Source organism: Chimaeribacter sp. YP20170169, assembly GCF_056739715.1.
Map to the genome: position 1 here is coordinate 1,734,785 of NZ_CP176824.1, position 25,669 is coordinate 1,760,453.

Sequence of the window (25,669 nt, forward strand, 5' to 3'; positions counted from 1 at the left end):
CATATCCCCCCTTAGTGGTAGCCATGCTCCGGTTTGACCTTGCCACGGAAGACGTAGTAGCTCCAGAAGGTGTAAACCAGAATCAACGGAATGATGAACAGCGCGCCCACCAGCATAAAGCCCTGGCTCTGCGGCGGGGAGGCCGCCTCGCGGAAGCTGATGGCCGGTGGGATCAGGTTGGGCCAGATACTGATGCCCAGTCCGCTGAAGCCGAGGAAGATCAGCGCCAGCGTCAAAATAAAGGGGGCGTAGTGGGAGTGGGCATTCTGCGTGGTACGCCACACCCCCCAGGCCGCCAGCGCCACCAGTACCGGCACCGGCAGGAAGAAGAAGAGATCCGGCAGCGTGAACCAGCGGTCAGCGATGGTCGGGTAGCTGAGCGGCGTCCAGATGCTGACGATGGCAATGATCGCCAGCAGCGCCAGCAGCAGCGGCCGTGACACCCGGCGCATGGTGGCGAGCAGGTGCCCCTCGGTCTTGATGATCAGCCAGCTACTGCCGAGCAGCGCATAGGCCACCACCAGCCCAACGCCGCAGAACAGCGAGAAGGGGGTGATCCAGTCAAACACGCTGCCGACCCAGGTGCGGTTCTCCACCGGGAAGCCATTCAGGAACGCCCCCAGTACCACCCCCTGCGAGAAGGTGGCAATAAAGGAGCCGGCAATGAAGGATTTGTCCCAGAACGCGCGGTGCGAGACGGTGGCCTTAAAGCGGAACTCAAACGCCACGCCGCGGAAGATCAGGCCAATCAGCATCACGGTCAACGGGATGGCCAGCGCGTCGAGGATCACGGCATAGGCCAGCGGGAAGGCGCCGAACAGCCCGGCCCCGCCCATCACCAGCCAGGTTTCGTTGCCGTCCCATACCGGGGCCACGGTGTTCATCATCACATCGCGATCGCCATCATCCTTGACCATTGGGTAGAGCAGGCCGATGCCAAGGTCGAAGCCATCCATCACCACATACATCAGGATGCTGAACACAATGATCACAAACCAGATCAGCGAGAGATCGATACCCATTATTCACTCCTCCGCAGGTCATCTTTGGTCGGTTCATCCAGGGACTCATCCGCGGCGGAGAGCGGCCGCGCCGGGGTGCGTTTCTGCCCAGGCCCGCCTTCGGGGCCGGTGTGGGCGACAAAGGGCTGCGGCCCACGGCCAATCAGCTTCAGCAGGTAGACCAGCCCGATGCCAAACACCGAGCAGTAGACCACCAGGAACGCCAGCAGGCTGAGGGACATGTGCAGCGTGCCGTGGTCAGAGACCGCGTCGCGGGTGCGCAGCAGGCCATAAACCACCCACGGCTGGCGGCCAATCTCCGTGGTGAACCAGCCGGCGATGATGGCGATCAGACCCGACGGCCCCATCACCAGCGCAAAGCGGTGGAAGGCGCGCGTCAGGAACAGCTTGCCGCGCCAGCGCAGCCAGAGGCTCCAGAGGCCGGTGGCGATCATCAGCAGGCCCATCGCCACCATGATGCGGAATGACCAGAAGATAATGGTGGAGTTGGGACGCTGGTCAGCCGGGAAGGATTTCAGCGCCGGGATCTGCTTGGTCAGGCTGTGGGTCAAAATCAGGCTGCCGAGGTAGGGGATCTCGACCGCATATTTGGTGCGCTCCTCCTCCATGTCCGGCAGGCCGAACAGGATCAGCGGCGTCGCCTCATCCGGCGGGTTCTCCCAGTGCCCCTCAATGGCGGCAATCTTCGCTGGCTGGTGCTCCAGGGTGTTCAGGCCGTGGGCATCGCCAATCACCGCCTGAATCGGCGCGACAATCAGCGCCATCCACATCGCCATTGAGAACATCTTGCGCACCATCGGCGTATTGTTGCCGCGCAGCAGGTGCCAGGCCCCGGATGCACCGACAAAGAACGCCGAGGCCAGGAAGGCGGCGGTCGCCATGTGCAGCAGGCGATAGGGGAAGGAGGGGTTGAACACCACCTTGAACCAGTCCACCGGGATCAGCTGGCCATCGACAATCTCATAGCCCTGCGGGGTGTGCATGAAGCTGTTGGAGGCGAGGATCCAGAAGGTGGACATCAGGGTGCCGAGCGCCACCATGCAGGTGGAGAAGAAGTGCAGCCCCGGCCCCACGCGGTTCCAGCCAAACATCATCACGCCGAGGAAGCCAGCCTCCAGGAAGAAGGCGGTCAGCACCTCATAGGTGAGCAGCGGCCCGGTGATGCTACCGGCAAAGGCGGAGAAGCCGCTCCAGTTAGTACCGAACTGATAGGCCATCACCAGCCCGGAGACCACCCCCATGCCGAAGTTGACGGCGAAGATCTTGATCCAGAAGTGGTAGAGATCGCGGTACGTGGTATTTTTGGTTTTTAGCCAACACGCCTCCAGCACCGCCAGGAAGCTGGCGAGGCCGATGGTGATGGCCGGAAAGATAATATGAAACGAAACGGTAAAGGCGAACTGGATTCTCGCCAACTCGAACGCGTCTAAGCCCAACATAGCCACCTCATATTGCCCAACAAATAAGACACTTCAACCGGACGTCATGCATTCCGTGCAAAATATGCCGCCGACAAGAGGGTAAACGCCCGGTGCGCCGGGTGGCGCACGTGTCTCCCCGCAATCAGGACGGTTAATCTTTGTTAACCTGCAACAGGTATAGCACATGGGACGATTTCCGCCGGAAAACCGTGTGACCCGTCAGGTGACAATAGGGCAGGGAGTCCGGCTATAATAGAGCCAGTTTCGTAAAATTATCCTATAACAGTTGCCGGATGCCGCCATGACCCGCTATGAACAGCTTGCCCAGAGCCTGCGCCGCCAGATCCAGAACCAGATCTGGCTGCCCGGTGACAAACTCCCCTCCCTGCGCGAGAGCTGCCGGCAGTCGGGCCTGAGCCTGATGACCGTGCTGCAGGCCTACCAGCTGCTGGAGAGCCAGGGGCTGGTGGTGGCACGCCCGCAGTCGGGCTACTACGTCGCCCCCGATCCGGCCCCGCTGCCGGACAGCAGCCGCACGCTGCACCCCTCCGAGCAGGTCGGCATCAATGACGCCATCTTTGACATTTTGCAGGCGGCGAAAGACCCGGCCATCGTCCCCTTTGGCTCCGCCTTCCCGGATGCCACGCTCTTTCCGCAACCCCGGCTGGCGCGCTCACTGGCCAGCGCGGTGCGGCGCATGTCGCCCTTCAGTGCCGTCGCCAACCTGCCGCCGGGCAATGAGGATCTGCGCCGCAGCATCGCGCAGCGCTATGCCCAGCAGGGGATGGAGGTGGCGCCCGATGACATCGTCATCACCTCTGGCGCAATGGAGTCGCTGGGGCTGAGCCTCCAGGCGGTCACTGAGCCGGGTGACTGGGTGGCGATTGAGTCGCCGGCCTTCTATGGCGTGTTGCAGGCGATAGAGCGCCGCCAGCTGAAGGCGGTCGCCATCCCGACCGATGTGCAGACCGGCATCGATCTGGCGGCGCTGGCAGACGCGCTGGCGCGTTATCCGATCCGCGCCTGCTGGTTTATGTCCAACTTCCAGAACCCGCTGGGGGCCTCCATGCCGCGCGACAAAAAGCAGCGGTTGGTGGCGATGCTGGCGGAGCGCGGCGTGGCGCTGATTGAGGATGATGTCTACCACGAGCTCTACTTTGGCACGGAGCGGCCGGCCCCGCTGCGCGCCTTTGATCCGCAGGGCAGCACGGTGCTGCACTGCGCCTCCTTCTCCAAAAGCCTGGCACCCGGCTTCCGGGTCGGCTGGGTGGCGGCTGGCCCCCATGCGGCGCGCATCCAGCGGCTGCAACTGATGAGCACCCTCTCCGCCAGCGTACCGACCCAGCTGGCGCTGGCCGACTACCTGCACCAAAGCGGCTATGAGGCGCACCTGCGAAGGCTGCGCCGCCAGCTGGAGCTGCGTCAGGTGGCGATGTACCGCGGCATCCAGCAGGCGTTCCCGGAGGAGGTGAGCATCAGCCGGCCACAGGGCGGCTACTTCCTCTGGCTGACGCTCGGCAAGGGGCGCGACGCCCGCACCCTCTACCGGCAGGCGCTGGCGCGGGGCATCAGCATCGCGCCAGGGCATATGTTCACCGCGGGCGACCAGTTCCGCGACTGCATCCGCCTTAATAGCTCCTTTGTCTGGGACGCGCGCCACCAGCAGGCGATCGAGACGCTGGGGGAGCTGGTCAGGGGGCTGTAGCCGGTTTACATACCGACCGGTAGGTATCTATAATGCGCGCTCACTTTTTGCCACGGGGCGAGGACATGAGCCGTAAAAAAGATCCGCAACAGGTGCGCAGCCGCCTGCTGGAGAGCGCCTCCCGGCTGGCGGCGGACAACGGGCTGGCCGAAATCTCGCTGAGCGCGGTGGCCGCGGCCGCTGGCGTCACCAAGGGTGGGCTGTTCCACCACTTTCCCAGCAAGCGGGCGCTGATCTCCGCGCTGTTCACGGCGCTGATCGCTGACATTGACCGTGAGATTGACGACTACCTGCAACAGGATGCGGGCGGCTACGGCTGCTTCACCCGCGCTTACGTGCGCTCCGGCTTTGCCGAGAGCGATGACCGGGTGACGTGGGCGGCCATCACTTACTCCATCAAGTCCGATTCCGAGCTGATTGAGCTGTGGGATGCCTGGATCGCCGGGCGGCTGGCGCGCCATCAGGCTACGGACAGCGCACCGGCGCTGGAGATTGTGCGGCTGGCGGCCGACGGGGCGTGGTTCCAGCGCCAGCTGAGCCGTCGGCCAGAGAGCGCCGCCAGCCGCGAGCTGGAGCAGCGGCTGCTGCATCTCACCTACCCACAGGATGGGGCGGCGGCATGAGCGGATTCACCGAAGACCTGATCGCCTGGATTGAGGACAACCTGGAGAACCCGCTGCTGGTGGATGATGTGACGCAGAAGGCTGGCTACAGCAAGTGGTACTTGCAGCGCCGCTTCAAACGTGAGACCGGCATCCCGCTGGCGAAATATATCCGCGACCGTCGGCTCTGCAAGGCGGCGCTGCTGGTGCGCATGTCACGGTTGCCGATGATGGAGATCGCCGCTCGCTACCAGTTTGACTCCCAACAGAGCTTCAACCGCCGCTTCAAGCAGCACTTTGGCGTGCCGCCCGGCGAGTACCGGCGCGCGGGCGACTGGCGCTTCACCGGCATCCGGCCACGCCACGCCTTCACTGACCTGTCGCCCCGGCCTGCGGTGTCGCGGGTCACGCTGGCGCAGCGGCTGACGCGCCACGGCGGGCGCATCTCCCACTGTGGCGTCGATCAACTGGAGTCGCTGGCGTTCCACTATGAGACGCGCGCGCCGCTGTTTGCCGCCATTGACGGTATGCTGGCGACGCAGCCCGGCGCGGTGTGGCTGGCGGAGCAGAACGTGCCGGAGAGCAGCGCGGAGATCAGCTTCACCTCCTGCCTCTGCCGCCCGACGGCAGAGGGCGAGGCGACGCTGGCGGCCAGCGGTGACTATCTGGCGCTGCCACTCACCGGCACGCAGGAGACGCTGAGCCGCGCCATCATGCACTTCTACCTGTATGAGATGACCGAGCATGGTCACATCCGCCGTGACGGCCATGACCTGCTGCGCATCGATCAGATGGCTGATGGCGTCTACCAAGGCTGCTACTTTGTGCCGGTGGCCTGACGGCGTTAGGGGCAGCGCGCCCGGCCATCCAGCGCGCTGGTCAGCGTCTGGCGCGCATGGCCGAGGTGGGCGCGCAGTTCGCGCAGCGCCTCGCGCTCATTGCGGTTGACCATCGCCAGCAGCAGCGCCATGTGATCCTCCACCGCCACTACCGTGCGTCGCGCCAGATTCTGCCCATCCCACTGGCAGTGGAACTGGAAGATCACCGCCACAATCTCCAGCGTGCGATCAAAGAAGGGGTTGTCGGCGGCGGAGAGGATCAGCGCATGGAGCTGGCGGTCAAGCTGCGCGAAGCGGCAGTAGTCGCTGCTCATCTCGACATGCAGCTGGCGGTGGCGGGCCAGCAGCGCGCGCACCGTGGCCCAGCGCCCATCCTCCGGCGGCAGGCTGAAGAAGCGCCGCAGGGCGTGCATCTCCAGCATCTCGCGCAACTCACACAAATTCTCGGCATAGGCTGGCTCCAGCGTGCGCATCTGCCACTCGCCGCGCCCGGCATTCTCCAGCAGGCCGTAGCGGCTAAAGCGCAGCAGCAGGTCGCGTACCGCGGCGGCGGCCATGCCGGAAGCCTGCACCAGTTGCTGCTCATTGATGTTGTCCCCGAGGCGCAACTGCCGCTGACGGATAAGCGCATGTAGCGCCTGCTCAAACTGCGCGACGTGCGCCGGGCAGGGCAGCGGCATAAAGCCCTCGTCATCGGTCGGCGCACGGGCGATGCAGAGCCGACCGGCGCGGCGCGCGACGATGCCACGCTGCTTCAGGTAGTCGAGGGTGTGGCGCACGGTGGTGCGGCTGATGTGGTAGAGGCGGGCCAGCGCGGCCTGCGAGGGGAGGGGCGAGGTCAGCTGACCCCTGGCGATGCCGTCAAGCATCTGATTGATGACACTCTGGCGCAGGTATTGCGGGCGACTCATGGGCGGCACCTCTCAAAGGGTACGGCCGCCCATTAAACCCTAATTTTGTATGGAATAGTCAGCGCTGTTTCACATTTGCAACGCTGAATTAACTTTTTTGCGCCATTTGCCGCAGGATCTGCGGCTACGCCGCCTGGTCGGCAGTGAGCCAGCGCAGCATATTGCCAAACAGCGGCGCATAGCCCGGCCACGCAATAAAGGAGGGCGGCAACCAGTGCGGGCTGACATCCGACATCCACGCCAGCGTGCGGCCCGCGCCATAGTGGCCGGTCACCAGCAGCGGGTGGCCGCCAAGGTCAGCCGGCAGGCGCGCCAACACTTCGGCACCCGGTTTCACCTCCACCTCATTGGCCCCCAGCAGCAGTGGCCACTCGGTCGGCAACCCGGCCAGAATCGGATGCCCCTGCGCCTGCGCCGTCAGCTCCGGCGCAAAGCCCTCTGGCGTCTCCAGCCGGTCATCATAGGGCAGGCAGGTAACGGGCAGCGCCTCCTCCACCGGCGTACGCCGCCAGCGCGCCTTGCCATCAATCCCCTGGAAGCTGAGGTAGCCACCAAACATCGCCAACGCGCCACCCTGCCGCACGTAGTCGCGCAGCAACTTCAGCCGATCGGCAACCGGTTTACCGTGCAACCAGACATCAGGGTGCAGCTGCAATGAGTTGGCCCCAATGTCAGACAGCAGGATGGCGTCATACTCCGCCAGTGCCTCCACGGTAAAGGGCAGTTGCTCCACCGCCTGATGCGCCGGCAAATGGGTCAGTTCAAATTCTGTCTCGGCCAGCGCGTTAATCAGCGCCTGCGCGCCACTATGGAAAGTGACGCTGCTGAACTGGTCAAATCCCTTGAAGTGAGTGGATGCGCTCACCCAGGTTTCGCCGACTAACAGTACCTTCTTCGTTTTTTCCACCCCGTGCTCCCTCTTGGGTCATTGTGCATAGGCAGGGCGAAAAAAATCCCTGCTTGACAGAGTAAATAGTAGACAAAATTGAACCGTTTCAATAGGGAAAACTGTGTCATTAATCGCCGCTCGTTACAATAAATAAATATTAAATATGTAAGTTGTTGACATAATTCATCAAACCGTTTCACTATCTGCGCATTGCTGATAATTCGTGCGGCTGATTTGGCTTTGCGCGTGACGGACGGAGCACGCGGTGAAGCCCCCCTCATTCACTGAAAAGCAAATGGAGAAGATGATGCAAAGACGTTCAATCCTGAAGGGCGCGCTGCTGGCCGGGGCGGTTGCTCTGGCACCTTGGCTGGGAGCCGGTGTGGTGACCCCACAGGCTCAGGCGGCGGAGCTGACCAAGATTAACTTCGTGCAGGAGTGGCCGGTGGCGGACGGCTTCTGGATCCCGTGGATTCTGGGGAAAGAGAAGGGCTTCTACCGCGAGGAGGGGATTGACCTCAACATCATCGCGCCGCCGACCGTGGCTGACACCATGAAGTTCCTCGGCACTGGCCGTGCGGATCTGGCCTTCACCACCGTCATGGACATCATCTTCGCCAAAGAGCAGGGCGCGCCGGTCACCGCCATTGGCCGCTACGGCCAGGGCAACAACTGGGGCATCGTCTCCCGTCAGGGTGAGAAGTTCACCGTCGCGGAGCTGAAGGGCAAAACCATCGGCATCTACAATGACGCCTGGACCAAGGCGCAGCTGGCGCTGATGCTTAAGAGCGCCAATATGACGCTGAATGACATCAAAATGGTCGCCGCCGCCGATGACACCGTGCCGCTGCTGCTGCAAAAACGCGTGGACGCCATCACCGGCATCACCAACGCCGAGGGGACGGGCGTGGTCACCACCGGCAAACAGAAGCCAGAATTCCTGCCTGCGGTGGAGCACGGCGTGCCGAACACCCCGATCTTCATGCTGGCTGGCAACGAGCGCTGGCTGAAGAACAACCCAGAGGTGGCGAAAGCCTTTATGCGCGCCACCGAGAAGAGTATCGCCTACGCCATCGCCCACCCGGAAGAGGGCACCACCGCCTTCACCAAGGCTTACAGCAAAGCCTACGATCCGGCCTTTATCAAACAGCAGTGGGCTGACACCATCACGCTGCTCGGCCAGCCCGGCCCGGATCAGCTGAAGCTGAGCGACGCCGCCTGGAGCGACCTGCTGAACGCCGTGAAGCAAGAGGGCATCGTCAAAGAGACCCTGCCGGCGCAGCAGTACTACACCAATGACTTCCTGCCGCAGGGGAAATAGGGCATGAGCGCACATCAACCGGGCACCCGCTGGGTGCCGGAATGGACGTATAAACCGGGGCCGGACGTGGCCCTGGAAGCCCCGGCTGGCCTGCGCCGCGCACAGGCGATGGCGAAAGCCGCCGCTGCCGCCGGGCTGGCCGCGGCCAAACCCGGCATGACGGAACAGCAGGTGGAGCTGGCGGTGGGGGCCTCGCTGGAGGCGCAAAATGCCGCTGGCATCTGGACTATCACCAACGTCGGGCTGGGCGAGAACGCGCGCATCTGCTTCCCAACCCACCCGCCGACGGCGCTGGCTGCTGCCGAGCAGGATCTGCTGATGATTGACGTCCACCCCATTACCCAGGAGGGGTTCTGGGGCGACTGCACCCGCTGCAAGGTGATTGGCGACAACCCGCTGGCCGCCGAGGCGTTGCGTGACCTCGAGGCGCTGCACTATGAGGTGCTGGCGCAGTGCCGCCCCGGGATGCCAGCCAGCGAGCTGTTTGGCCTGAGCCACCAGCGTTTGCAGGCGGAGGGCTTCGTGCTGCTCGACCTGCTGGCGAACATTGGCCACTCCCTGACGCCGGGTGCCGCCTACCTGCACAACTTCATTGATGCCGGTAACGACACGCCAATGTGGGGCGCCTGGGCCGTGGAGCCGTTCGCCGCGCGTGGCGACATCGCGGTGAAGGTGGAAGATCTGGTGTGGTTCGGCCGTGAGCGGTGCGAGGTGCTGTAGCACCCGCCTGGAGCAGAGAAAGGAGTTCCGATGTCCCAAGCAAAACTTAGGATCGAGCAGGTGTCGCGCCAGTTCGGCGAGCTGACCGCGCTGGCGCCCACCGATCTCCAGGTGGCCGAGGGGGAATTCATTTCGGTGGTCGGCCCGTCCGGCTGCGGAAAAAGTACCTTGTTCAACCTGATCTCCGGCGTGCTGCCGCCCAGTTCAGGCCGCATCCTGATTGACGGGCAGGACGTGACCGGCAAGACCGGCCACGTCGGCTACATGCTGCAAAAGGATCTGCTGCTGCCGTGGTTGACGGTGATTGACAATATCGTGCTCGGCGCCACCCTCAAGGGGGGGGCCAGCGAGGCCCAGCGGCGTGCTGGCGTGGCCTTGGCGCGCCGCTATGGCCTGGGCGACTTTATCAACCACTACCCGGCGGCGCTCTCCGGCGGGATGCGCCAGCGCGTGGCGCTGATGCGTACCCTGGCGATGCAGCATGACGTGATGCTACTCGATGAGCCATTCGGCGCGCTCGACTCCCAAACCCGCCTCTCCATGCAGCAGTGGTTGCTGACGGTGTGGGAGGAGCAGCGGCGTACGGTAGTGTTCGTCACCCACGACATTGACGAGGCGATCTTCCTCGCTGACCGGGTGGTGGTGATGACGCCGCGTCCCGGCCGTGTCAATGCGGTCTTCCCGGTGGAGCTGGCGCGCCCGCGCCCGCTCTCCTGCCTGACCAGCGCGCCCTTTATGGCGCTGAAGCAGCAGATCCTCGGGTTGATCTATCAGGATGAGGCGGCGCTGACGGCGCAGGAGAGAGCCAATGTACACTGAACCCTACGGCTGGCGCGGCTGGCTGCTGCGGATTGGCGGCCCGGTGGTGGCCCTGGTGCTGGTGGTGCTCGGCTGGGGCATTGCGGTACGCGCCTTCGACATCCCGGCCTATGTGCTGCCCTCGCCGGAGCGCACCCTCGAGCATATCCTTTCCGACTCGGACACCCTCTGGGAGGGCTTCCGCATCACCTTCGTCACCTTCCTGATGGGTTTTTTGCTCGGCGCGGTGAGCGGCTTTGTGTTCGCGGTGTTGATGGATAGCTCGCGCTGGGTGCGCAGCGTGCTCTACCCAATTTTGATCGCCAGTCAGGCGGTGCCGGTGATTGCCATCGCGGCGGCGCTGACCATCTGGCTCGGCTTTGGGCTCGCGCCGAAGCTGGTGATTGTGGCGCTGGTGGTGTTCTTCCCGGTGGTGGTGAACGTGCTGGATGGCCTGCACTCGGTTGACCGTGACATGCTTAATCTGGTGAAGTCGATGGGCGCGTCGCGCGCCAAGGTGTTCCGCTACGTCAAGCTGCCAGCCACCTACACGCCGCTCTTCTCGGCACTGAAACTCTCTGCCACCTTCAGCGTCACTGGCGCGGTGATTGGCGAGTGGACGGCCTCTACCAGTGGCGGGCTGGGGGCCTACCTGTTGCAGGCCAACTCGCGCCTCAACACCGCTGGCACCTTTGCCGCCATCGTCTTCCTGGCGCTGCTGGGGGTGGTGAGCTTCCTGCTGGTGGTAGGGGCCGAGCACCTGATGACGCCGTGGCGCAGTGGCTCGAAAGCCCGCCGCTGGTCGCGCCGCTACTGGCGTGACACCCCGGCGGAGCAGGCCCGCGATGAACGGTAAGGCACCGGAGGCACCCGCCGCCCGGCCCACCATCCGCGACGTGGCGCGTCAGGCGGAGGTCTCCATCGGCACTGTCAGCGCCGTCATCAACAACAGCGGCCGCCCGGTGGCGGCCCGCACCCGTGAGCGGGTGTTGCAAGCCATCGCCGAGTTGGGCTTTGAGCCAAACAACGCCGCCCGCAGCCTCAAGAGCCAGCGCATCTCCTCCATTGGTCTGGTGGCGCCGGATCTGGGCAACGCCTTTTTTGCTGACATCGCCGAGGGCATCCAACTGGTGCTGGGCCAGTCTGACTTCCTGCTGGTGCTCTGTTTGACCTGGTCTGACACCGCCCGCGAGGAGTACTACGCGCAGGTGCTGCGCACCCAGCGGCTGGATGGGGTGATCTACCTCTCCGGCACCGGCCAGCCCAGCCCGTCACTTCAGGCGTTGGCGCGCCGCGGCGCGGTGGTGTTTGTCGATGAGTGCTTGCCGGGCATTTCTGCCCCCTTTGTCAGTGCGCAAAACCGGCAGGGCGCGGCCGAGCTGGCGCGCCATGTGCTGGCCTGCGGCCACCGCCGGTTGCTGTTCATCAGCGGCCCGCGCGGCATGTGGACCAGCGAGGAGCGGTTGTCTGGCTACCATGATGCCTGCCGCGCGCAGGGGCTGGAGCCGGAGAAGATGCCGCTGCTGGCAGGCGACTATACCGAACAGAGCGGGATGCGCCTCGCCGCCCGCATTCTGGCGCAGCCGCGTGCGGAGTGGCCGACCGCCATCCTCTGCGCCAATGACCTGATGGCGATTGGCGTCATCCGCCACTGCCAGCAGCAGGGGATAGCAGTACCGGGCGATCTGAGCGTCACGGGATTTGATGATATCCCCGCTGCCGCGCTGGTGTCGCCGCCGCTCACCACCGTGCGCCAGTCCGGCCACCAGATGGGCAGCGCCGCCGCCGAACTGCTGTTGCATCGCCTCGGCTGCCTGCCCCAACCGCCCATGCAGACCGATTTCCCCGCCACCCTGAAGTTGCGCCACTCCGTCGGCAAGATCTAAGCCGGCTCGCCCGGCATTTTGTTACAACATACTCTCTATTTTTCCCTACTGCCTTCCAACTTTGCCGTGAGGGATGTGAGTCAGCCCAGCAGGGCTGGTTAAATGCGCCCGACATCCATACGCAGGGAGGGGTAATGTGATTGGGACAATACGCTGGTTGCCGCCGTTTGACCGTAGCTTTGGTCAGGATGTGATCTCTCGTCTGTTTAATGTGGCAGGCATACCTTACGCCGTGGGTTTTGAGGCCATCCCCAATGCGCGGCATCTTAGCGCAGCCAAGGGAATCAATATGATGCAGCGCCGTCCCGCGTTCACCTTGCCAGTGACGGGGAGGGGGGCCGTGACCTTCGATGGGATCAACCCCGTGGCCGGGGACTTTCTGGGATTTCGCCATATCCAACATCAGGGTGTCATGGGAGGACGTGTCTTGTTTAACGTTGCAAGTAATTTATGACCATTACACTGTGCCACGCAGGTGCCTATGTGTTTTCTGCGGCCAGCGATCGCCATCAAGATCGCAGAACGGATCTGGTTGAGATTTACAATGGCCTGCTAGGGCTGGAGGGTAAATCCAGGAGCCGTTTGATGCGGCATCTCGATGGATGTAAGGCGTACAGTGACGTGGTTACGGGAGGAAGAAACTATGTCATCACTACTCAGCATTATTGAAAGAGATCCTACCCCGGCGGGGTGAGAAGGGGCAGCGCCTTCAGCTTGCCGCAAGTGTGGCGTTGAGAAAGAAACTCAACAGCGGCGAAGTGCGATATGAGAATGGTCGCTACACCTTCAATGAGGCTTACCACGTCAATCGGCCCGCTTTGCTAAAACCGGGCGGAAAAAAAGCCTGAGGCCCTCGTGGCCATGCCGATGAGTGCCAAAGGCCAGTCACTGACTGGCCTTTTTGGTTTACTTCGGCAACTCACTGCGGAAACCGACGCCGATCAGCCGGCCAAACAGAAAGGGGAGCCAGGGGCGGGTGCGCAGCCAGCCGCCGAGGGCGCGGATCGGGGCGGGGGACGGCGGCCATCACGCGGGCGGCGCGTCATCATCACCTGCAAAAATTGCGTGGCCTTGGTGGGGAAGGTGCGACGGCGCTGCACGCGGTTCAGCTCCCGCAGCGTCGGGACGCCGCGCCGCAACGGGCCGGCCAGCAGGTTGGCGGCGGCCACGGCGTCCTGAATCGCCAGATTGACGCCGACGCCGCCAATCGGCGACATGGCGTGGGCGGCGTCGCCAATGCACAGCAGTCCCGGCTGCGCCCAGTGGTGCAGGCGATCGATGCGGATCACCAGCAGCTTCACCTGATCCCACTCCGGGATCGCCGTCGCCAGCCGTGCGGCGTCAAAGGGTGCGGATTCGCTGACCTGTGCCAGAAAGGCTGGCAGCCCCGCCTGTTTCAGCACTGGCAGCGCGCCCTTATCAATCGAGTAGCCGCACTGCCAGTAGTTACCGCGGTCAATCATGATGAAGTTCTTGCGCGCGCCCCGGTGACCAGTGGCCCAGGCCGGATCGTCTGGCTGCTTCGGCACCTTCAGCCACAGCACGTCACGCGGCGTGCCAAAGCTTTCGCTGGTCAGCCCGGCAGCCTGCCGGATGCGCGAGTGGCGGCCATCGCAGCCCACCAACAGGTCACTGTGGATACGCAGCGCGCCCTGTGGCGTCTCTACCTCCACGCCGCTCACCCGCTCGCCGTCGCGCAGCAGGCCGGTCACCTCCGCCTCCATCAGCAAAGTAAAGTGGGGCAGGGCCTCGGCACGCGCGCGGAGGAAATTAAGGAAGTCCCACTGCGGCATAAAGGCCATGAATTTACAGTGCGTCGGCAGCCGGGTGAAATCGGCGATGGTCATCGGCTGGCCGCCCATCTCCGCCTGCAACTGGGTCATCCGCTGGTGCGGCAGTTGCAAAAACGCCTCCAGCCAGCCGAGGCGGTGGATCACCTCCAGCGTGGAGGGGTGCAGGGTGTCGCCGCGAAAGTCGCGCAGGAAATCCGCATGTTTCTCCAGCACCACCACCTCTATGCCCTGCCGGGCCAATAGCAGGCCCAGCATCATACCCGCCGGGCCACCGCCAGCGATGCAACATTGGGTCTGGCGGGGCGGAAGCTCTTTCTCTCTCATCTGATGCGCCTTATTCGAGGGTATTGATAACGATTATCATTGGCACGCCCACGCCGTCAACCTCTCGCTGCCATTGGCGACGTATCAGCCAGCAATTCCTCTCCTCTCGTTCTGCCCGTTGAAAAACAAGGCAAAAACAGCACGGGGTTGATGATTTTAAAGGCAGGGTTGTAACGCAATGTAACGGTGATGGCGCTTTCTTCATCCGCCCGGCGCCGGGTGGAGGTTTACGCGCAGCGCGGGTGAGCCGGTGGCTGTGGGAAAATCGGTCTTCTGTCGGGGCGGCAGTCTGGATGTCTGAACTTTGCCACATTTTGCTACATTTCTGCCGGGTGAAAACTTGATGTACCCGGCATGAGGGTTTAGGGTTCGCCCCCTTCAAAAAGGGGATTCCGATGAAAACATCTTATGGCTATGCCGCCCAGTCGGCTGACGCGCCGCTGGCGCCTTTTCATTTTGACCGTCGCCCGGTAGGCGCAGACGATGTGCGCATTGAGATCGAGTTTTGTGGCGTGTGTCACTCCGATCTGCACATGGCGCGCAATGAGTGGAACATGAGCCGCTACCCGCTGGTGCCGGGCCATGAGATTGTGGGCCGTGTCACCCATGCGGGCGCGAACGTTAGCCGTTTCCAGGTCGGCCAGCGCGTTGGTGTCGGCGTGATGGTGGACTCCTGCGGCCAGTGTGGGCAGTGCCGCGAGGGCGAGGAGCAGTATTGCGACGCGGGCTTCACCGCCACCTATAACGGCGAGGAGAAGATCCTTGGCGGCACCACCTTTGGCGGCTACGCCAATGATATCGTGGTGAGCCAGAGTTTTGTGGTTAGCGTACCGGAGCACCTTGACGCGGCCGCTGTCGCGCCGCTGCTCTGCGCTGGCGTCACCACCTGGTCACCGCTGAAGCACTGGAACGTGCAACCCGGCCAGCGCGTTGGCGTGGTCGGCCTTGGTGGCCTCGGCCACATGGCGGTCAAGCTGGCGACCGCGATGGGCGCAGAGGTAGTGCTGTTCACCACCTCTCCCCACAAGGGTGAGGATGCCCTGCGCCTCGGCGCGAAACAGGTGGTCATCTCCCGTGACGCCGAACAGATGGCGGCGGTGGCGAACAGCCTCGACCTGATCCTCAACTGCGTGGCAGCGCCCCATGACCTCAACCCCTATCTGGCGACGCTGAAAAGCAACGGCAGCCTGATCCTGGTCGGCATTCCGGACAGCCCGCACGCCGCGCCAGAGATCACCCCGATGGTGTTCAAGCGCCTTAGCATTGCTGGCACCTCCATCGGCAGCATCCGTGAAACCCAGGAGATGCTCGATTTTTGTGGGGAACATGGCATCACGGCTGATGTCGAAGTGATTAGCATCAACAATATTGAGCAGGCCTTCACCCGCATGAGCCGTGGTGAGGTGAAATACCGCTTTGTGATTGATATGAATTCCCTCCGGGCGTAATCCCGCCCACTCCGTCGTAGCCCTTCCGCCGCCGGTGCAATGCCGGAGGCGGACAGGCGGGGACGGCCCAACCAGCCCTCGCGCCTTCTACCCTGCTTTCTTTTCGCGCCATGATGCGTTAGCCTTTCTGATATAACAGGTTTTTCCGCTATTTTTTCGCCGCCTTGGCACCACCAGGAATGAGAGTGTCTATGCAATTACCTGACAAACCGTCTGATGAGCTACACCGTCTCGCCACCCTCCGTGCTTACAATATCCTTGATACCCTGCCCGAAGAGCGCTTTGACCGCCTGACGCGTCTGGCCCGGCGGCTGTTCAACGTGCCGATTGCGCTGGTGTCGCTGGTGGACATGAACCGCCAGTGGTTCAAATCCTGCCAGGGGCTGGAGGTGCATGAGACGCCGCGCGACATCTCGTTCTGCGGCCACGCCATCCTTGGCAATGAGATCATGGAGGTGCCGGACGCGCAGGAGGATGTCCGCTTCCACGACAACCCGCTGGTCACCGGCGAGCCGAACATCCGCTTCTACGCTGGCTGCCCGCTGGTGGTGACGGATGGCGTCAAGCTCGGCACCCTCTGCCTGATTGACACCGTGCCGCGCCACCTGACGGAGGAGGATCGGCAACTGCTGACGGATCTGGCCTGCATGGCAGAGCAGGAGATCAGCGCCATGCAGCTGGCGACCATGGACGCGCTGACCCAGATCTCCAACCGGCGCGGCTTTGAGACATTGGGCCAGCACGCGTTGGGGGTGTGCCAGCGCCTTGGGTTGCCAGCGTCGCTGCTGTTCTTTGACCTGAATGAGTTCAAGGCGATCAATGACAACCTCGGCCATGCGGAGGGCGACCGTGCGCTGCGCGACTTCGCCTGCCTGATCCAGTGCAGCCTGCGCAATAGCGACGTGGTGGGCAGGCTGGGCGGTGATGAGTTCGCGGTGCTGCTGACCAATGCTCGCGCCGAGGAGACGCAGCACGCGCTGGCGCGGCTGGAGGGGAAGGTGGGCGAGTACAACCAGCGCGATGGCCGTGGTTACCCGCTGCGCTACAGCGTCGGGCAGATTGATTACAACGGGCGCGATCCGGTGGAGATAGGCCGCCTGCTGGCGGAGGCCGATGCGCTGATGTATGCGCAAAAACGCGGCCAACGGCCCTCCCAACGATAAAAAATTTGCCTTTAGGCTAACACCGTTCGGTTAAGCAAATGATCATGTGAACGAGTCGGCAAATAGATGACAACAGCCCCATCAGTTTCCTGATGGGGCTTTTTTATGCGGCTGACCTGTCAGTGGGTATGCACCTCAACAATGTCCCCGATGCGGCTGCTCAGGAACAGTTGGTGCGGCACCTCCACCTGATAGGTCTGCGTATCGTGCGTGACCTCCAGGATATAGCGCTCACTCTCAAAGGACTCAATCGGGATAAAGCCGAAGAACCCCTCCGCGACGCTAAAGGTGCGAGTGGAGGGCAGGGCATAGCGCCGGACAATGCGGGCGGCCAACGGGGTCTGACGGCCAGTCAGTGTGCCCCAGGTTTGGGAGACCGGGGAGAGCAGCATGGAACGCAGGCTGGCGCTAAGCAGGCCAGCAGCCTCTTTCAACGACGCAGAGACGCGGGCAGGGGTGCTCGTATTCATGATCGTTACCTCGTGGTCAGGGTCATCCCGCGGTCAGGTTCCGGCGGGCACCACCCAATATTTATCGTTATAACCACACGAGATCAAATCATTTTTCTATATAACTTAGTGCGCTTTCGCAGCGGCCTGAAGGATAACGCTTTTTGCGCCCGGCCGGCGGCGCTTCTCCGCCTGCAACAGCGGGCAGGAGGGGCACATCTCATGGTCGCACAGCTCGTAGCGCAGGCAGCACTGGCGGCGGTAGCGCGGGCTGGTGGCATCGGTGGGGATCTCATGGCGCATTGGGTCACACAGCGGGTTTTTACTGCCGTCACACAACTCACGGGCCGCGAGCAACGCCTCACCGGCGTGCACATCGGCGTTGACCAGCTGCGCCTGCTCAATGCCCCAGTGGATGCGCACCGCGGCGTTGTTCCAGAAGATGCCCGGTTTCAGGCCTGCCATCTCCGCCATGATGCGGCAGAGCGGCGCGATGTGCTGCACCATGCCATCAAAGCGGGACAGCGGCTCGCGCTCCGCCACCGGCTCGCCATCGCCGGCCAGCATGAATTGCAGCGGCAGCCCCTGCTCATTCAGCTCAAACCAAATGTGGCTGGCTTCAATCGGCAGTTGCCAGTCGCGGGCGAGGTTGATGATCACCCAGACCGGCAGCAAACGGGCGAAGTACCACTGTGACCACATGGAGACGCGCGCGCGCTGCTCGCTGGCCGGATGGGCCGCCAGGTAGCTGGCCATCACGGCCTGCGCGCCCTCTGGCGTCAGCAGTTGCGTGGCCGACACCGCCCCGGCTTGCCCGGCGTAGGGGATGAACATGGGCCTGACCCAGTCAAGCGGGCCATCAGCAAAGGAGTCCAGGATTGTCTGCATTGTCACGCGCGGCACCACAAATCAGTTGTTCAGCCTCTCCCGCACCATAGGGTGCGGCGTTGTGCAGGCAGTGTAATAAAGTCTGATGGAAAATAATAATGATTTCTATTTGTATTATTATCTGAACGTGCGCTCCCTTCCTCCGTGCTTGCCTGCCGCCGTAAGCTGGCCCTCGCCCGCGACCTTGTTTAGAACCAGTTGAAATAAACCCACTAAAACAGGGGATTGGGATACCCTGCCAAACCTTAATGATAATAAATATCATTTACATTCAACTTAAGTTGTGGTCTATAATGCCGAAAAATTCTTGCCCCTGCCGTGGCGGCGGGGCGTACCCTTTTGGCCGGAGGCTCACGTGGCTGACTATTACACGCAATTCCTGACCCTGAAACATGCCCAGCCGCGCCTCTATGCGCGGGATCTGGCCCACCAGATGGGCGTGAGCGAGGCCGAACTGACGGCGGCGCGCGTCGGCCATGACGCCGTGCGGCTGGCGTTGGCTCCCCCGGCGCTGCTGGCGGCGCTGGAGACGGTCGGTGAGACCAAAACCCTCGCCCGCAACGCCTACGCGGTGCATGAGCAGATCGGCCACTACCGCAACCTGACGCTGACGCCGCACGGCGGGCTGGTGCTCAATCCGCGCGCGCTGGATTTGCGTCTGTTCACCGGCCAGTGGCAGAGCGCCTTTGCGCTGGAGGAGGCGCACCCGCAGGGCGTGCGCCGCAGCCTGCAAATTTTTGACACGCACGGTGATGCGGTACTGAAAATCTACGCCACGCCCCATACCGACCTTGCCGCCTGGCAGGCGCTGGTGGCGCAGTTTACCTCCCCGGACAACCCGCCGCTGGCGCTGGACGCAACAGTGCCGACGGCCAGCGGCGAAGCGGATCTCACCGGCTTTGAGGCTGGCTGGCGCGGCATGACCAACGTCCACCAATTCTTTGTGCTACTGAAAAAGTACCAGTTGACCCGCCAGCAGGCGTTCCGCGCGGTGCCCGCGGATCTCGCCCAGCAGGTGGATAACCGCGCGTTGGCGCAGTTGCTGGCGGCGGCGCAGCAGCGTGGCAATGAGATCATGATCTTCGTCGGCAACCGCGGCGTGGTGCAGATCTTCACCGGCGCGATCCACGAGGTGACCCCGATGCATGGCTGGCTGAACGTCTTCAACCCGCACTTCACCCTCCATTTACAAGACCAGCAGATTGCCGAGAGTTGGATCACGCGCAAGCCGACGGCGGATGGCATGGTCACTAGCCTTGAGCTGTTCGCGGCCGACGGCACCCAGATCGCCCAGCTGTATGGTCAGCGCCATGAGGGTGAGCCGGAGCAGGCTGTCTGGCGCGAGCAGCTGGCACAGCTGGTGAAACCGGCCGGGGCAGTGGCATGAGGCGGCTGCTGTGGTGCGCGCTGCTGCTGGCCAGCGGCGTATCTGCCGCGCCGCGGGTGGTGACGGTAGGTGGCGACGTCACGGAGATCGCCTATGCGCTGGGTGCGGCACCGGATCTGGTGGCGCGTGACAGCACCAGCACCCAGCCGCCGGCGGCCACCGCGCTGCCGGACATCGGCTACATGCGCCGGCTGAATGCCGAGGGCATTTTGGCGATGCAGCCCTCGCTGGTGCTGGCGAGTGCGGCGGCCTCACCGGCGCTGGTGTTTGAGCAACTCAAGCGCAGCGGCGTGACGGTGGTGACGGTGCCGGAGGCGGAGAGCCTGGCGGCGATCCCCGATAAGGTGGAGGCGGTGGCGCAGGCGTTGCACCGTGAGGCGCAAGGGCAGGTGCTCAGCGACCAGTTGCGCGGGCAGCTGGCGCAGATGCACTACCGCGCCCTGCCAGTGCGGGTGCTGTTCATCATGAGCCACGGCGGCATGAGCACGCTGGTGGCCGGTGAGCACACCGCCGCCGACCAGGTGTTGCAGGCCGCCGGGCTGCGCAATGCGATGCAGGGCATCGAGGGCTACAAGCCACTGTCGGCGGAGGGCGTGATCGCCGCCGCGCCGGACTTGGTGCTGGTGACCACCGATGGCGTGCGCACCCTCGGCGGGCAGGCGCAGATCTGGGCACTGCCGGGGCTGTCGATGACCCCGGCGGGGCAGGCGAAGCGTCTGCTGGTGCAGGATGACATGGCGCTGCTCGGCTTCGGCCCGCAGACGCCGGCGGCCGTGCGCCAGCTGCGCGCGGTGGCCGAGGCACTGCGGTGAGTCGCGCCGCCTTTCCGGCGCACAGGCTCTGGCTGCTACTGGCGCTGCTCGCCGGGCTGACACTGTTGGCCGCGCACTACGGCACGCTGCGCCTGCCGCTGTCACTGCCCTGGCAACGCCAGCAGTCGCCGGGGCTGTGGCGCATCTGGTTTGAGATCCGCCTGCCGCGCGTGCTGCTGGCAGTGCTGGTCGGGCTGGCGCTGGCGCTCTCCGGCGCGGTGATGCAGGGACTGTTCCGCAACGCACTGGCTGACCCCGGTTTGTTGGGGGTGAGCAGCGGCGCGGCGCTGGCGGTGGCGCTCAGCATCCTGCTGCCGTTGCCGCTTAGCGGCATGGCGGCGCTCTACGCCCCGGCGCTGGCGGCCTTCGCTGGCAGCCTGCTGGTGACGCTGATCATCTTTTTGCTCTGTCAGGGCGGGCGGCAGCCGGTCGCGCGGCTGCTGCTGGTAGGGATTGCCATTAATGTGCTGGCGGGGGCGCTCACCGGGCTGCTTTCTTGGCTGAGCAGTGACCAGCAGTTGCGCCAGCTGTCGCTCTGGGGGATGGGCAGTCTGGGGCAGGCGCAGTGGCCGCTACTGCTGGCGGTGGCGACGCTAGTGATTCCGGCGGCCTGTGGCATCCAGTTTTACGCCCGGCGGCTCAACCTGCTGCAATTGGGCGATGAGGAGGCGCACTACCTCGGCGTGCCAGTGCGGCAGACCCAGGGCTGGTTGCTGATCCTCAGCGCCCTGCTGACGGCAGCGGCGGTGGCCGCCAGCGGCATCATCGGCTTTATCGGGCTGGTGGTGCCGCATCTGGCGCGGCTGGCGCTCGGGGCGGATCACCGCGCGCTGTTGCCTGCTTCGGCGCTGCTGGGCGCAATTTTGCTGCTGCTGGCCGATACGCTGGCACGCACCGCCGTCGCGCCAGCGGAGATGCCGGTCGGGCTGATCACCAGCCTGCTCGGCGCACCGTGGTTTTTGTGGCTGATGCTGCGCCGCCGGGGAGACGATCATGGCTGAGCCGCTGCTGTGCGCCCGCGATCTGCACTACCGCGCGCAGGGGCGGGATCTGATCACCGGGATCTCATTGTCGTTTGGCGCCGGGAAAATGATCTCGTTGATCGGCCCCAACGGCGCGGGCAAGTCCACACTGCTGCGGCTGTTGGGCGGCTACCTGTCACCCTGCAAGGGTGTCTGTCTGCTGGAGGGCACGCCGCTTGGCGAGTGGCCGCTGGCAGCGCTGTCACGCAAGCGGGCGGTGATGCGCCAGCAGAGCCAACTGGCGTTTGATTTTGCGGTGCACGAGGTGATCCAGATGGGACGCGCACCCTGGCCGCTGCGCGGCAGCGCGGCGGTGGTGGAGGAGGTGATGGCGCTGACCGGCTGCGACCTGCTGGCTGGCCGCCGCTACCGCCAGCTCTCCGGCGGCGAGCAGCAGCGGGTACGCATCGCCCAGACGCTGGCGCAGCTCTGGCATCCGGCGGGGCCGCAGGGGATGCTATTTCTGGATGAGCCGACCTCGGCGCTCGACCTGCACCACCAACAGCACCTGTTGCGCCTGCTCCGGCAGCTGACCCAGCGCTACCCGCTGACGGTCTGTTGCGTGCTGCACGATCTCAATTTGGCGGCGCTCTGGTCAGATGAACTCTTTTTGCTGGCACAGGGGCAACGGGTGGCGCACGGCCACCCGGCTCAGGTGCTGGAGGCCAGCCGACTGGCGCAATGCTATCAGGCGGAGTTGACGATGGGCCGCCACCCGATGGGGGATTCGCCGGTACTGTTCCTGAACCCCTAATGTCGCAGTAACCATGATGTACCTATAACGCACCCCTTCGCCGGGGCGGGCTTCGTATACCCTTTTTACGCGGTTCGCCCGGCAAGGCAATTATTCCAATACATTGATGTGAAGGTTAATGATGTCTTTCAATACCAGAAAAACCGGCCTCAGTTTGGCCATTGCCAGCCTGCTGGGCAGCATGGGCGCACAGGGTGCGACGGAGAGTGCCAGCGTCAACGAGGGCGAGCAGCTGACGGTGTTGTCACCGAAGGTGGAGAGCGAGGCGGGCAGCAAAACCACACTCAGCGCCGAGGCGTTGCAGCAACAGGGCGGCAACAATTTCGGCACCATCATGCGCTACCAGCCGCTGGTGAGCGCCACTGGTTCCGCGGGCGGCGGCACCTCCGGCAAGAGCGGTTTTGACCGCGCTGGCTACACCGGTTACAACATCCGCGGGTTGGAGTCCAACCGCGTCGGCATTGACGTCGATGGCATGGAGATGCCGCAGGCCACCGGCCGCAGCTACGCCGGGCGCGCTGGGCTGAACACCTTCGGCATTGGGCGCGACTACCTCGATCCCTACATGTATCAGCAGGTGGAGATCGCCTCCGGTGCCACTGACGTGGATGTCGCCAACAACACCCTCGGCGGCGTAGTCTCTTTCAGCCCGAAATCCGCCGACCACTATCTGCGCCCCGGCAAGACGCACTATGTCGGTTACCAGAGCGACTATGACTCCGCCGACCGCAGTTGGCACAACGGCCTGACGCTGGCCGGTGGTGACACGGATCTGCAAGGGATGCTGGTGATTAGCCGTCGCGACGGTCAGGAGACGCGCAATAACAGCGGCGAGATCCAGAGCTACCCGGAGAACTGGCACTCCACTGCCGTGCAGGCATCTGGCTCCTGGCTCGCCACCGAGGCGCACCGCCTCTCCGGCACCCTCGATTACTACCATAAGACCCGCCACAGCCAGTATGACAGCTGGAGCGATACGGGCAGCAGCATCCTGGGCACCGCCCACCAGACCAGCGAGACGCGCCGCCTTGGCCTCAGCCTGCGTGATACCTGGGTACCGGCGGATAACCTGCTGGTGGATCGGGTGGATACGCAGATCTACCGGCAGGCCACGCAGGCCCACGACAATACCCTGATGCCCACCAGCGCCGCCGCGGCGCAGCGTGTGCTCTCTAGCTATGACGTGACCACTTATGGGCTGGACACGCAGATGGAGAAGGCGATTGGCCGCCATGCGCTGCGCTGGGGGCTGAACGGCAAAACCAGCAAGACCGAGCGCCCGTTCAGTCAGGATCCGGTGCAGAACAGCTGGGCAGCGATCATGCAGCCGGAAGCGGACAGCCGCACTTGGGCATTTGGCGCCTTTGCCGAGGATCGTATCACCTTCGATCTGGCCGGCCATGAACTGGCGCTGGTGCCGGGCGTGCGTTACGCCTACCAGAATACCAAGGCGCAGAATCTCTCGTCGCTGACCGCCAACAGCGCGGTACTGGATGAGGGCGAGGTGGCCGCACTGTATGGCGGCACCAACAGCGATGCCCAGGTGCTCCCCTCCCTGAGCCTGATCTACAGCCTGACGCCGACGCTCGACACCTACCTGCAATACAAGCGCGGCGCGCAGTTCCCCAACGCCAGCCAGCTCTATGGCAGCTGGAACCTGGGTTCCAACTATGCTGGCCCGGCACAGTACGCGCTGATTGGCAGCCCGGATCTGAAGACCGAGACCAGCAACAACCTCGAGTGGGGGATCAAGGGCGAGGCAGTGCCGGGCGTGAGCATCAACGGCGCGCTGTTCTACAACAGTTATAAGAACTTCATTGCCGAGACGCGCTACTCGCGTACCACCAGCCCGGAGGTATTCGCCACGGTGCCGGGCAATATCTATACCGTCTATAAAGAGGAGAACCGCGACAAGGCCTATATCTATGGCGCGGAGTTTGTCAGCAAGATCCGTTTCGGCACCTGGTTTGACGATCTGCGCGGACTAGGCGCGACCCTTGGCTGGGGCTACAGCAAAGGCCAGTCGAAGTCGAGCTATCTGGGTGATCGTTACGTCGATCTGGACAGCGTGCCGCCGATGAAGGCGATCCTTGGCCTGAGCTGGGACGCGCCCGACCGTGCATGGGGCGGGGCGGTGACCACCACGCTGGTGAAGGGCAAACGCGCCGTCGCCACCAGTCGCCAGAGCTACGCCAACACCGGCACGGCCATCACCGATAGCAACACCACCTACCAGCGCATTCCCGGCTACGCGCTGGTGGATCTGACTGCCTACTGGCAGGTGGCAAGCAACGTGAAGCTGAGCGGCGGCATCTACAACCTGACCGATCGCAAGTACTGGGACTACCTGAGCAGCCGCACCCTGACCGACACCGGGTTGCAGGATCAGTACAATCAAGCGCTCTCGGTGCAGCCAGGGCGCAGCGTACAGCTGGGGGTTAATGTGGAGTTTTGAGCCAGTGGGGGGTTGGCAATTTCCACTTTTTAGGAAAAGGTTTTAGGCATAGCGGGTGCTTTTGGCCTCGCTAGGCCGGAGAGGGGTTTCGGTTGTTTGGGTTCCTTTTTCTGCTTTGGCTTTCGTGGTTATTTTTGGCCTCGCTGAGGCCGGAGCAGGGTTTCGGTTGTTCGGGTTCCTCTTTCTACCTGTGCCTCGGCGCCTCAACCGAGCAGGGCCTGCCGGCGCGCCGGCCCTGCACCCGCGCGCTTTTGGGTGAAATGGCTAATCATTGCCCGCTCTCGCGGGTTCCCTCGCTGCGTCTCCGGGCTTGCGGGCCGGCCCAGACGCGCTCCCGGCGCGGCTGGCCCTTTCGCGGGCGTCCTGCCCGCTCACCCGGCCCTGCGACTTCACTCGGCAATGATTAACGCCCCCACCATTGTGCAAATCCTTTGCTATGTGAGGAAGGAATAGGGGAGTTCGTTATATATGTGGAGTGTCGCGGGGGCATTATCATTGTCTGTAGTCTCGTCAGGCCGGAGAGGGGTTTCGGTTGTTTGGGTTCCTTTTTCTGCTTCGGCTTTCGTGGTTATTTTTGGCCTCGCTGAGGCCGGAGCAGGGTTTCGGTTGTTCGGGTTCCTCTTTCTACCTGTGCTCCCGAGCCTCAACCGAGCAGGGCCTGCCGGCGCGCCGGCCCTGCACCCGCGCGCTTTTGGGTGGAATGGCTAATCATTGCCCGCTCTCGCGGGTTCCCTCGCTGCGTCTCCGGGCTTGCGGGCCGGCCCAGACGCGCTCCCGGCGCGGCTGGCCCTTTCGCGGGCGTCCTGCCCGCTCACCCGGCCCTGCGACTTCACTCGGCAATGATTAACGCCCCCACCATTGTGCAAATCCTTTGCTATGTGAGGAAGGAATAGGGGAGTTCGTTATATATGTGGAGTGTCGTGAGGGCATTGTTGTTGCCTGTATCCTCACTAGGCCGGAGCAGGGTTTCGGTTGTTCAGGTTCCTTTGTCTACCTGAGCCTCGGAGCCTCAACCGAGCAGGGCCTGCCGGCGCGCCGGCCCTGCACCCGCGCGCTTTTG

At 63.7% G+C, this 25,669-nt stretch carries 22 protein-coding genes and 1 pseudogene; 16 read left to right on the forward strand and 7 right to left on the reverse strand.

Going from position 1 to position 25,669, the window contains the following annotated elements; translation table 11 throughout:
• Nucleotides 1-11: 11 nt before the first annotated feature.
• Nucleotides 12-1,022, reverse strand: coding sequence for a cytochrome d ubiquinol oxidase subunit II (gene cydB, locus ACK3SD_RS07710; protein WP_137762997.1), 1,011 nt, complete (start codon nt 1,020-1,022; stop codon nt 12-14).
• Nucleotides 1,022-2,461: a cytochrome ubiquinol oxidase subunit I gene (locus ACK3SD_RS07715; protein WP_137762998.1), complete on the reverse strand. Its 1,440-nt coding sequence runs from the start codon at nt 2,459-2,461 to the stop codon at nt 1,022-1,024. The genes cydB and ACK3SD_RS07715 overlap by 1 nt, the downstream gene beginning before the upstream one ends.
• Before the next feature lie 283 nt (nt 2,462-2,744).
• Here ACK3SD_RS07715 and ACK3SD_RS07720 point away from each other — a divergent pair, with 283 nt between their 5' ends.
• The 3 genes from ACK3SD_RS07720 (at nt 2,745) to ACK3SD_RS07730 (ending at nt 5,589) form a co-directional block, all read left to right on the forward strand.
• On the forward strand, nt 2,745-4,148 hold the full coding sequence (locus ACK3SD_RS07720; protein WP_481127346.1) for an aminotransferase-like domain-containing protein: 1,404 nt from the start codon (nt 2,745-2,747) through the stop codon (nt 4,146-4,148).
• A 65-nt stretch (nt 4,149-4,213) separates the two neighbouring features.
• Nucleotides 4,214-4,771 carry a TetR/AcrR family transcriptional regulator gene (locus tag ACK3SD_RS07725; protein WP_481127347.1) on the forward strand — a complete coding sequence of 186 codons (558 nt, stop codon included), beginning with the start codon at nt 4,214-4,216 and terminating at the stop codon, nt 4,769-4,771.
• Nucleotides 4,768-5,589, forward strand: a complete 822-nt coding sequence (locus tag ACK3SD_RS07730) for a helix-turn-helix domain-containing protein (protein WP_481127348.1) — start codon at nt 4,768-4,770, stop codon at nt 5,587-5,589. The genes ACK3SD_RS07725 and ACK3SD_RS07730 overlap by 4 nt, the downstream gene beginning before the upstream one ends.
• A 5-nt stretch (nt 5,590-5,594) precedes the next feature.
• Here the strand turns inward: ACK3SD_RS07730 and ACK3SD_RS07735 are convergent, their stop codons facing one another.
• Together ACK3SD_RS07735 and ACK3SD_RS07740 are read right to left on the reverse strand one after the other, a co-directional pair.
• Nucleotides 5,595-6,500: a GntR family transcriptional regulator gene (locus ACK3SD_RS07735; protein ID WP_481127349.1), complete on the reverse strand. Its 906-nt coding sequence runs from the start codon at nt 6,498-6,500 to the stop codon at nt 5,595-5,597.
• Nucleotides 6,501-6,624: 124 nt separating this feature from the next.
• Nucleotides 6,625-7,407 (reverse strand): glutamine amidotransferase, encoded by a 783-nt coding sequence (locus tag ACK3SD_RS07740; RefSeq protein ID WP_481127350.1) that lies wholly within the window; start codon nt 7,405-7,407, stop codon nt 6,625-6,627.
• 289 nt (nt 7,408-7,696) lie between these two features.
• Here ACK3SD_RS07740 and ACK3SD_RS07745 point away from each other — a divergent pair, with 289 nt between their 5' ends.
• The 6 genes from ACK3SD_RS07745 to ACK3SD_RS07770 all read left to right on the forward strand — a co-directional run bounded on the left by ACK3SD_RS07745 (nt 7,697) and on the right by ACK3SD_RS07770 (nt 12,568).
• Nucleotides 7,697-8,710, forward strand: a complete 1,014-nt coding sequence (locus tag ACK3SD_RS07745) for an ABC transporter substrate-binding protein (protein WP_137763004.1) — start codon at nt 7,697-7,699, stop codon at nt 8,708-8,710.
• 3 nt (nt 8,711-8,713) lie between these two features.
• Complete coding sequence (locus ACK3SD_RS07750) at nt 8,714-9,430, forward strand: M24 family metallopeptidase (protein WP_137763005.1); 717 nt, start codon at nt 8,714-8,716, stop codon at nt 9,428-9,430.
• 30 nt (nt 9,431-9,460) lie between these two features.
• Entirely contained in the window at nt 9,461-10,249 is a 789-nt protein-coding gene (locus ACK3SD_RS07755) for an ABC transporter ATP-binding protein (protein WP_137763006.1), read from the forward strand.
• Nucleotides 10,239-11,084 (forward strand): ABC transporter permease, encoded by an 846-nt coding sequence (locus ACK3SD_RS07760; RefSeq protein WP_137763007.1) that lies wholly within the window; start codon nt 10,239-10,241, stop codon nt 11,082-11,084. The genes ACK3SD_RS07755 and ACK3SD_RS07760 overlap by 11 nt, the downstream gene beginning before the upstream one ends.
• Complete coding sequence (locus ACK3SD_RS07765) at nt 11,074-12,114, forward strand: LacI family DNA-binding transcriptional regulator (protein WP_481127351.1); 1,041 nt, start codon at nt 11,074-11,076, stop codon at nt 12,112-12,114. Before ACK3SD_RS07760 ends, ACK3SD_RS07765 begins: the two co-directional genes overlap by 11 nt.
• Nucleotides 12,115-12,250: 136 nt before the next feature.
• Nucleotides 12,251-12,568, forward strand: coding sequence for a hypothetical protein (locus ACK3SD_RS07770; RefSeq protein WP_481127352.1), 318 nt, complete (start codon nt 12,251-12,253; stop codon nt 12,566-12,568).
• A gap of 452 nt (nt 12,569-13,020) precedes the next feature.
• Here ACK3SD_RS07770 and ACK3SD_RS07775 read toward each other — a convergent pair.
• Nucleotides 13,021-14,231 (reverse strand): annotated as a pseudogene (locus ACK3SD_RS07775) (FAD-dependent oxidoreductase).
• A 395-nt stretch (nt 14,232-14,626) separates the two neighbouring features.
• On the opposite strand from ACK3SD_RS07775, the gene ACK3SD_RS07780 reads away from it, so the two are divergent.
• Both ACK3SD_RS07780 and ACK3SD_RS07785 read left to right on the forward strand, forming a co-directional pair.
• On the forward strand, nt 14,627-15,679 hold the full coding sequence (locus ACK3SD_RS07780) for an NAD(P)-dependent alcohol dehydrogenase (protein WP_481127353.1): 1,053 nt from the start codon (nt 14,627-14,629) through the stop codon (nt 15,677-15,679).
• Nucleotides 15,680-15,870: 191 nt separating this feature from the next.
• Nucleotides 15,871-16,842: a GGDEF domain-containing protein gene (locus ACK3SD_RS07785; RefSeq protein ID WP_481127354.1), complete on the forward strand. Its 972-nt coding sequence runs from the start codon at nt 15,871-15,873 to the stop codon at nt 16,840-16,842.
• 119 nt (nt 16,843-16,961) lie between these two features.
• Here the strand turns inward: ACK3SD_RS07785 and ACK3SD_RS07790 are convergent, their stop codons facing one another.
• Together ACK3SD_RS07790 and fhuF are read right to left on the reverse strand one after the other, a co-directional pair.
• Complete coding sequence (locus ACK3SD_RS07790; protein ID WP_137763015.1) at nt 16,962-17,312, reverse strand: hypothetical protein; 351 nt, start codon at nt 17,310-17,312, stop codon at nt 16,962-16,964.
• Between the two features lie 105 nt (nt 17,313-17,417).
• Nucleotides 17,418-18,179 carry a siderophore-iron reductase FhuF gene (gene fhuF / locus ACK3SD_RS07795; protein ID WP_481127515.1) on the reverse strand — a complete coding sequence of 254 codons (762 nt, stop codon included), beginning with the start codon at nt 18,177-18,179 and terminating at the stop codon, nt 17,418-17,420.
• 355 nt (nt 18,180-18,534) lie between these two features.
• Between fhuF and ACK3SD_RS07800 the strand changes: the two genes are divergently transcribed.
• From ACK3SD_RS07800 to ACK3SD_RS07820, 5 genes are all read left to right on the forward strand, one after another.
• A complete protein-coding gene (locus ACK3SD_RS07800; protein ID WP_481127355.1) occupies nt 18,535-19,566 on the forward strand; it encodes a hemin-degrading factor in 1,032 nt (343 codons plus the stop codon).
• Nucleotides 19,563-20,378, forward strand: a complete 816-nt coding sequence (locus ACK3SD_RS07805) for a heme/hemin ABC transporter substrate-binding protein (RefSeq protein WP_481127356.1) — start codon at nt 19,563-19,565, stop codon at nt 20,376-20,378. The genes ACK3SD_RS07800 and ACK3SD_RS07805 overlap by 4 nt, the downstream gene beginning before the upstream one ends.
• Nucleotides 20,375-21,379 carry a FecCD family ABC transporter permease gene (locus ACK3SD_RS07810; protein WP_481127357.1) on the forward strand — a complete coding sequence of 335 codons (1,005 nt, stop codon included), beginning with the start codon at nt 20,375-20,377 and terminating at the stop codon, nt 21,377-21,379. The genes ACK3SD_RS07805 and ACK3SD_RS07810 overlap by 4 nt, the downstream gene beginning before the upstream one ends.
• Entirely contained in the window at nt 21,372-22,154 is a 783-nt protein-coding gene (locus tag ACK3SD_RS07815; protein WP_481127358.1) for a heme ABC transporter ATP-binding protein, read from the forward strand. The genes ACK3SD_RS07810 and ACK3SD_RS07815 overlap by 8 nt, the downstream gene beginning before the upstream one ends.
• 118 nt (nt 22,155-22,272) lie before the next feature.
• Entirely contained in the window at nt 22,273-24,609 is a 2,337-nt protein-coding gene (locus ACK3SD_RS07820) for a TonB-dependent receptor domain-containing protein (RefSeq protein WP_481127359.1), read from the forward strand.
• The last annotated feature ends 1,060 nt before the right edge of the window (nt 24,610-25,669 follow it).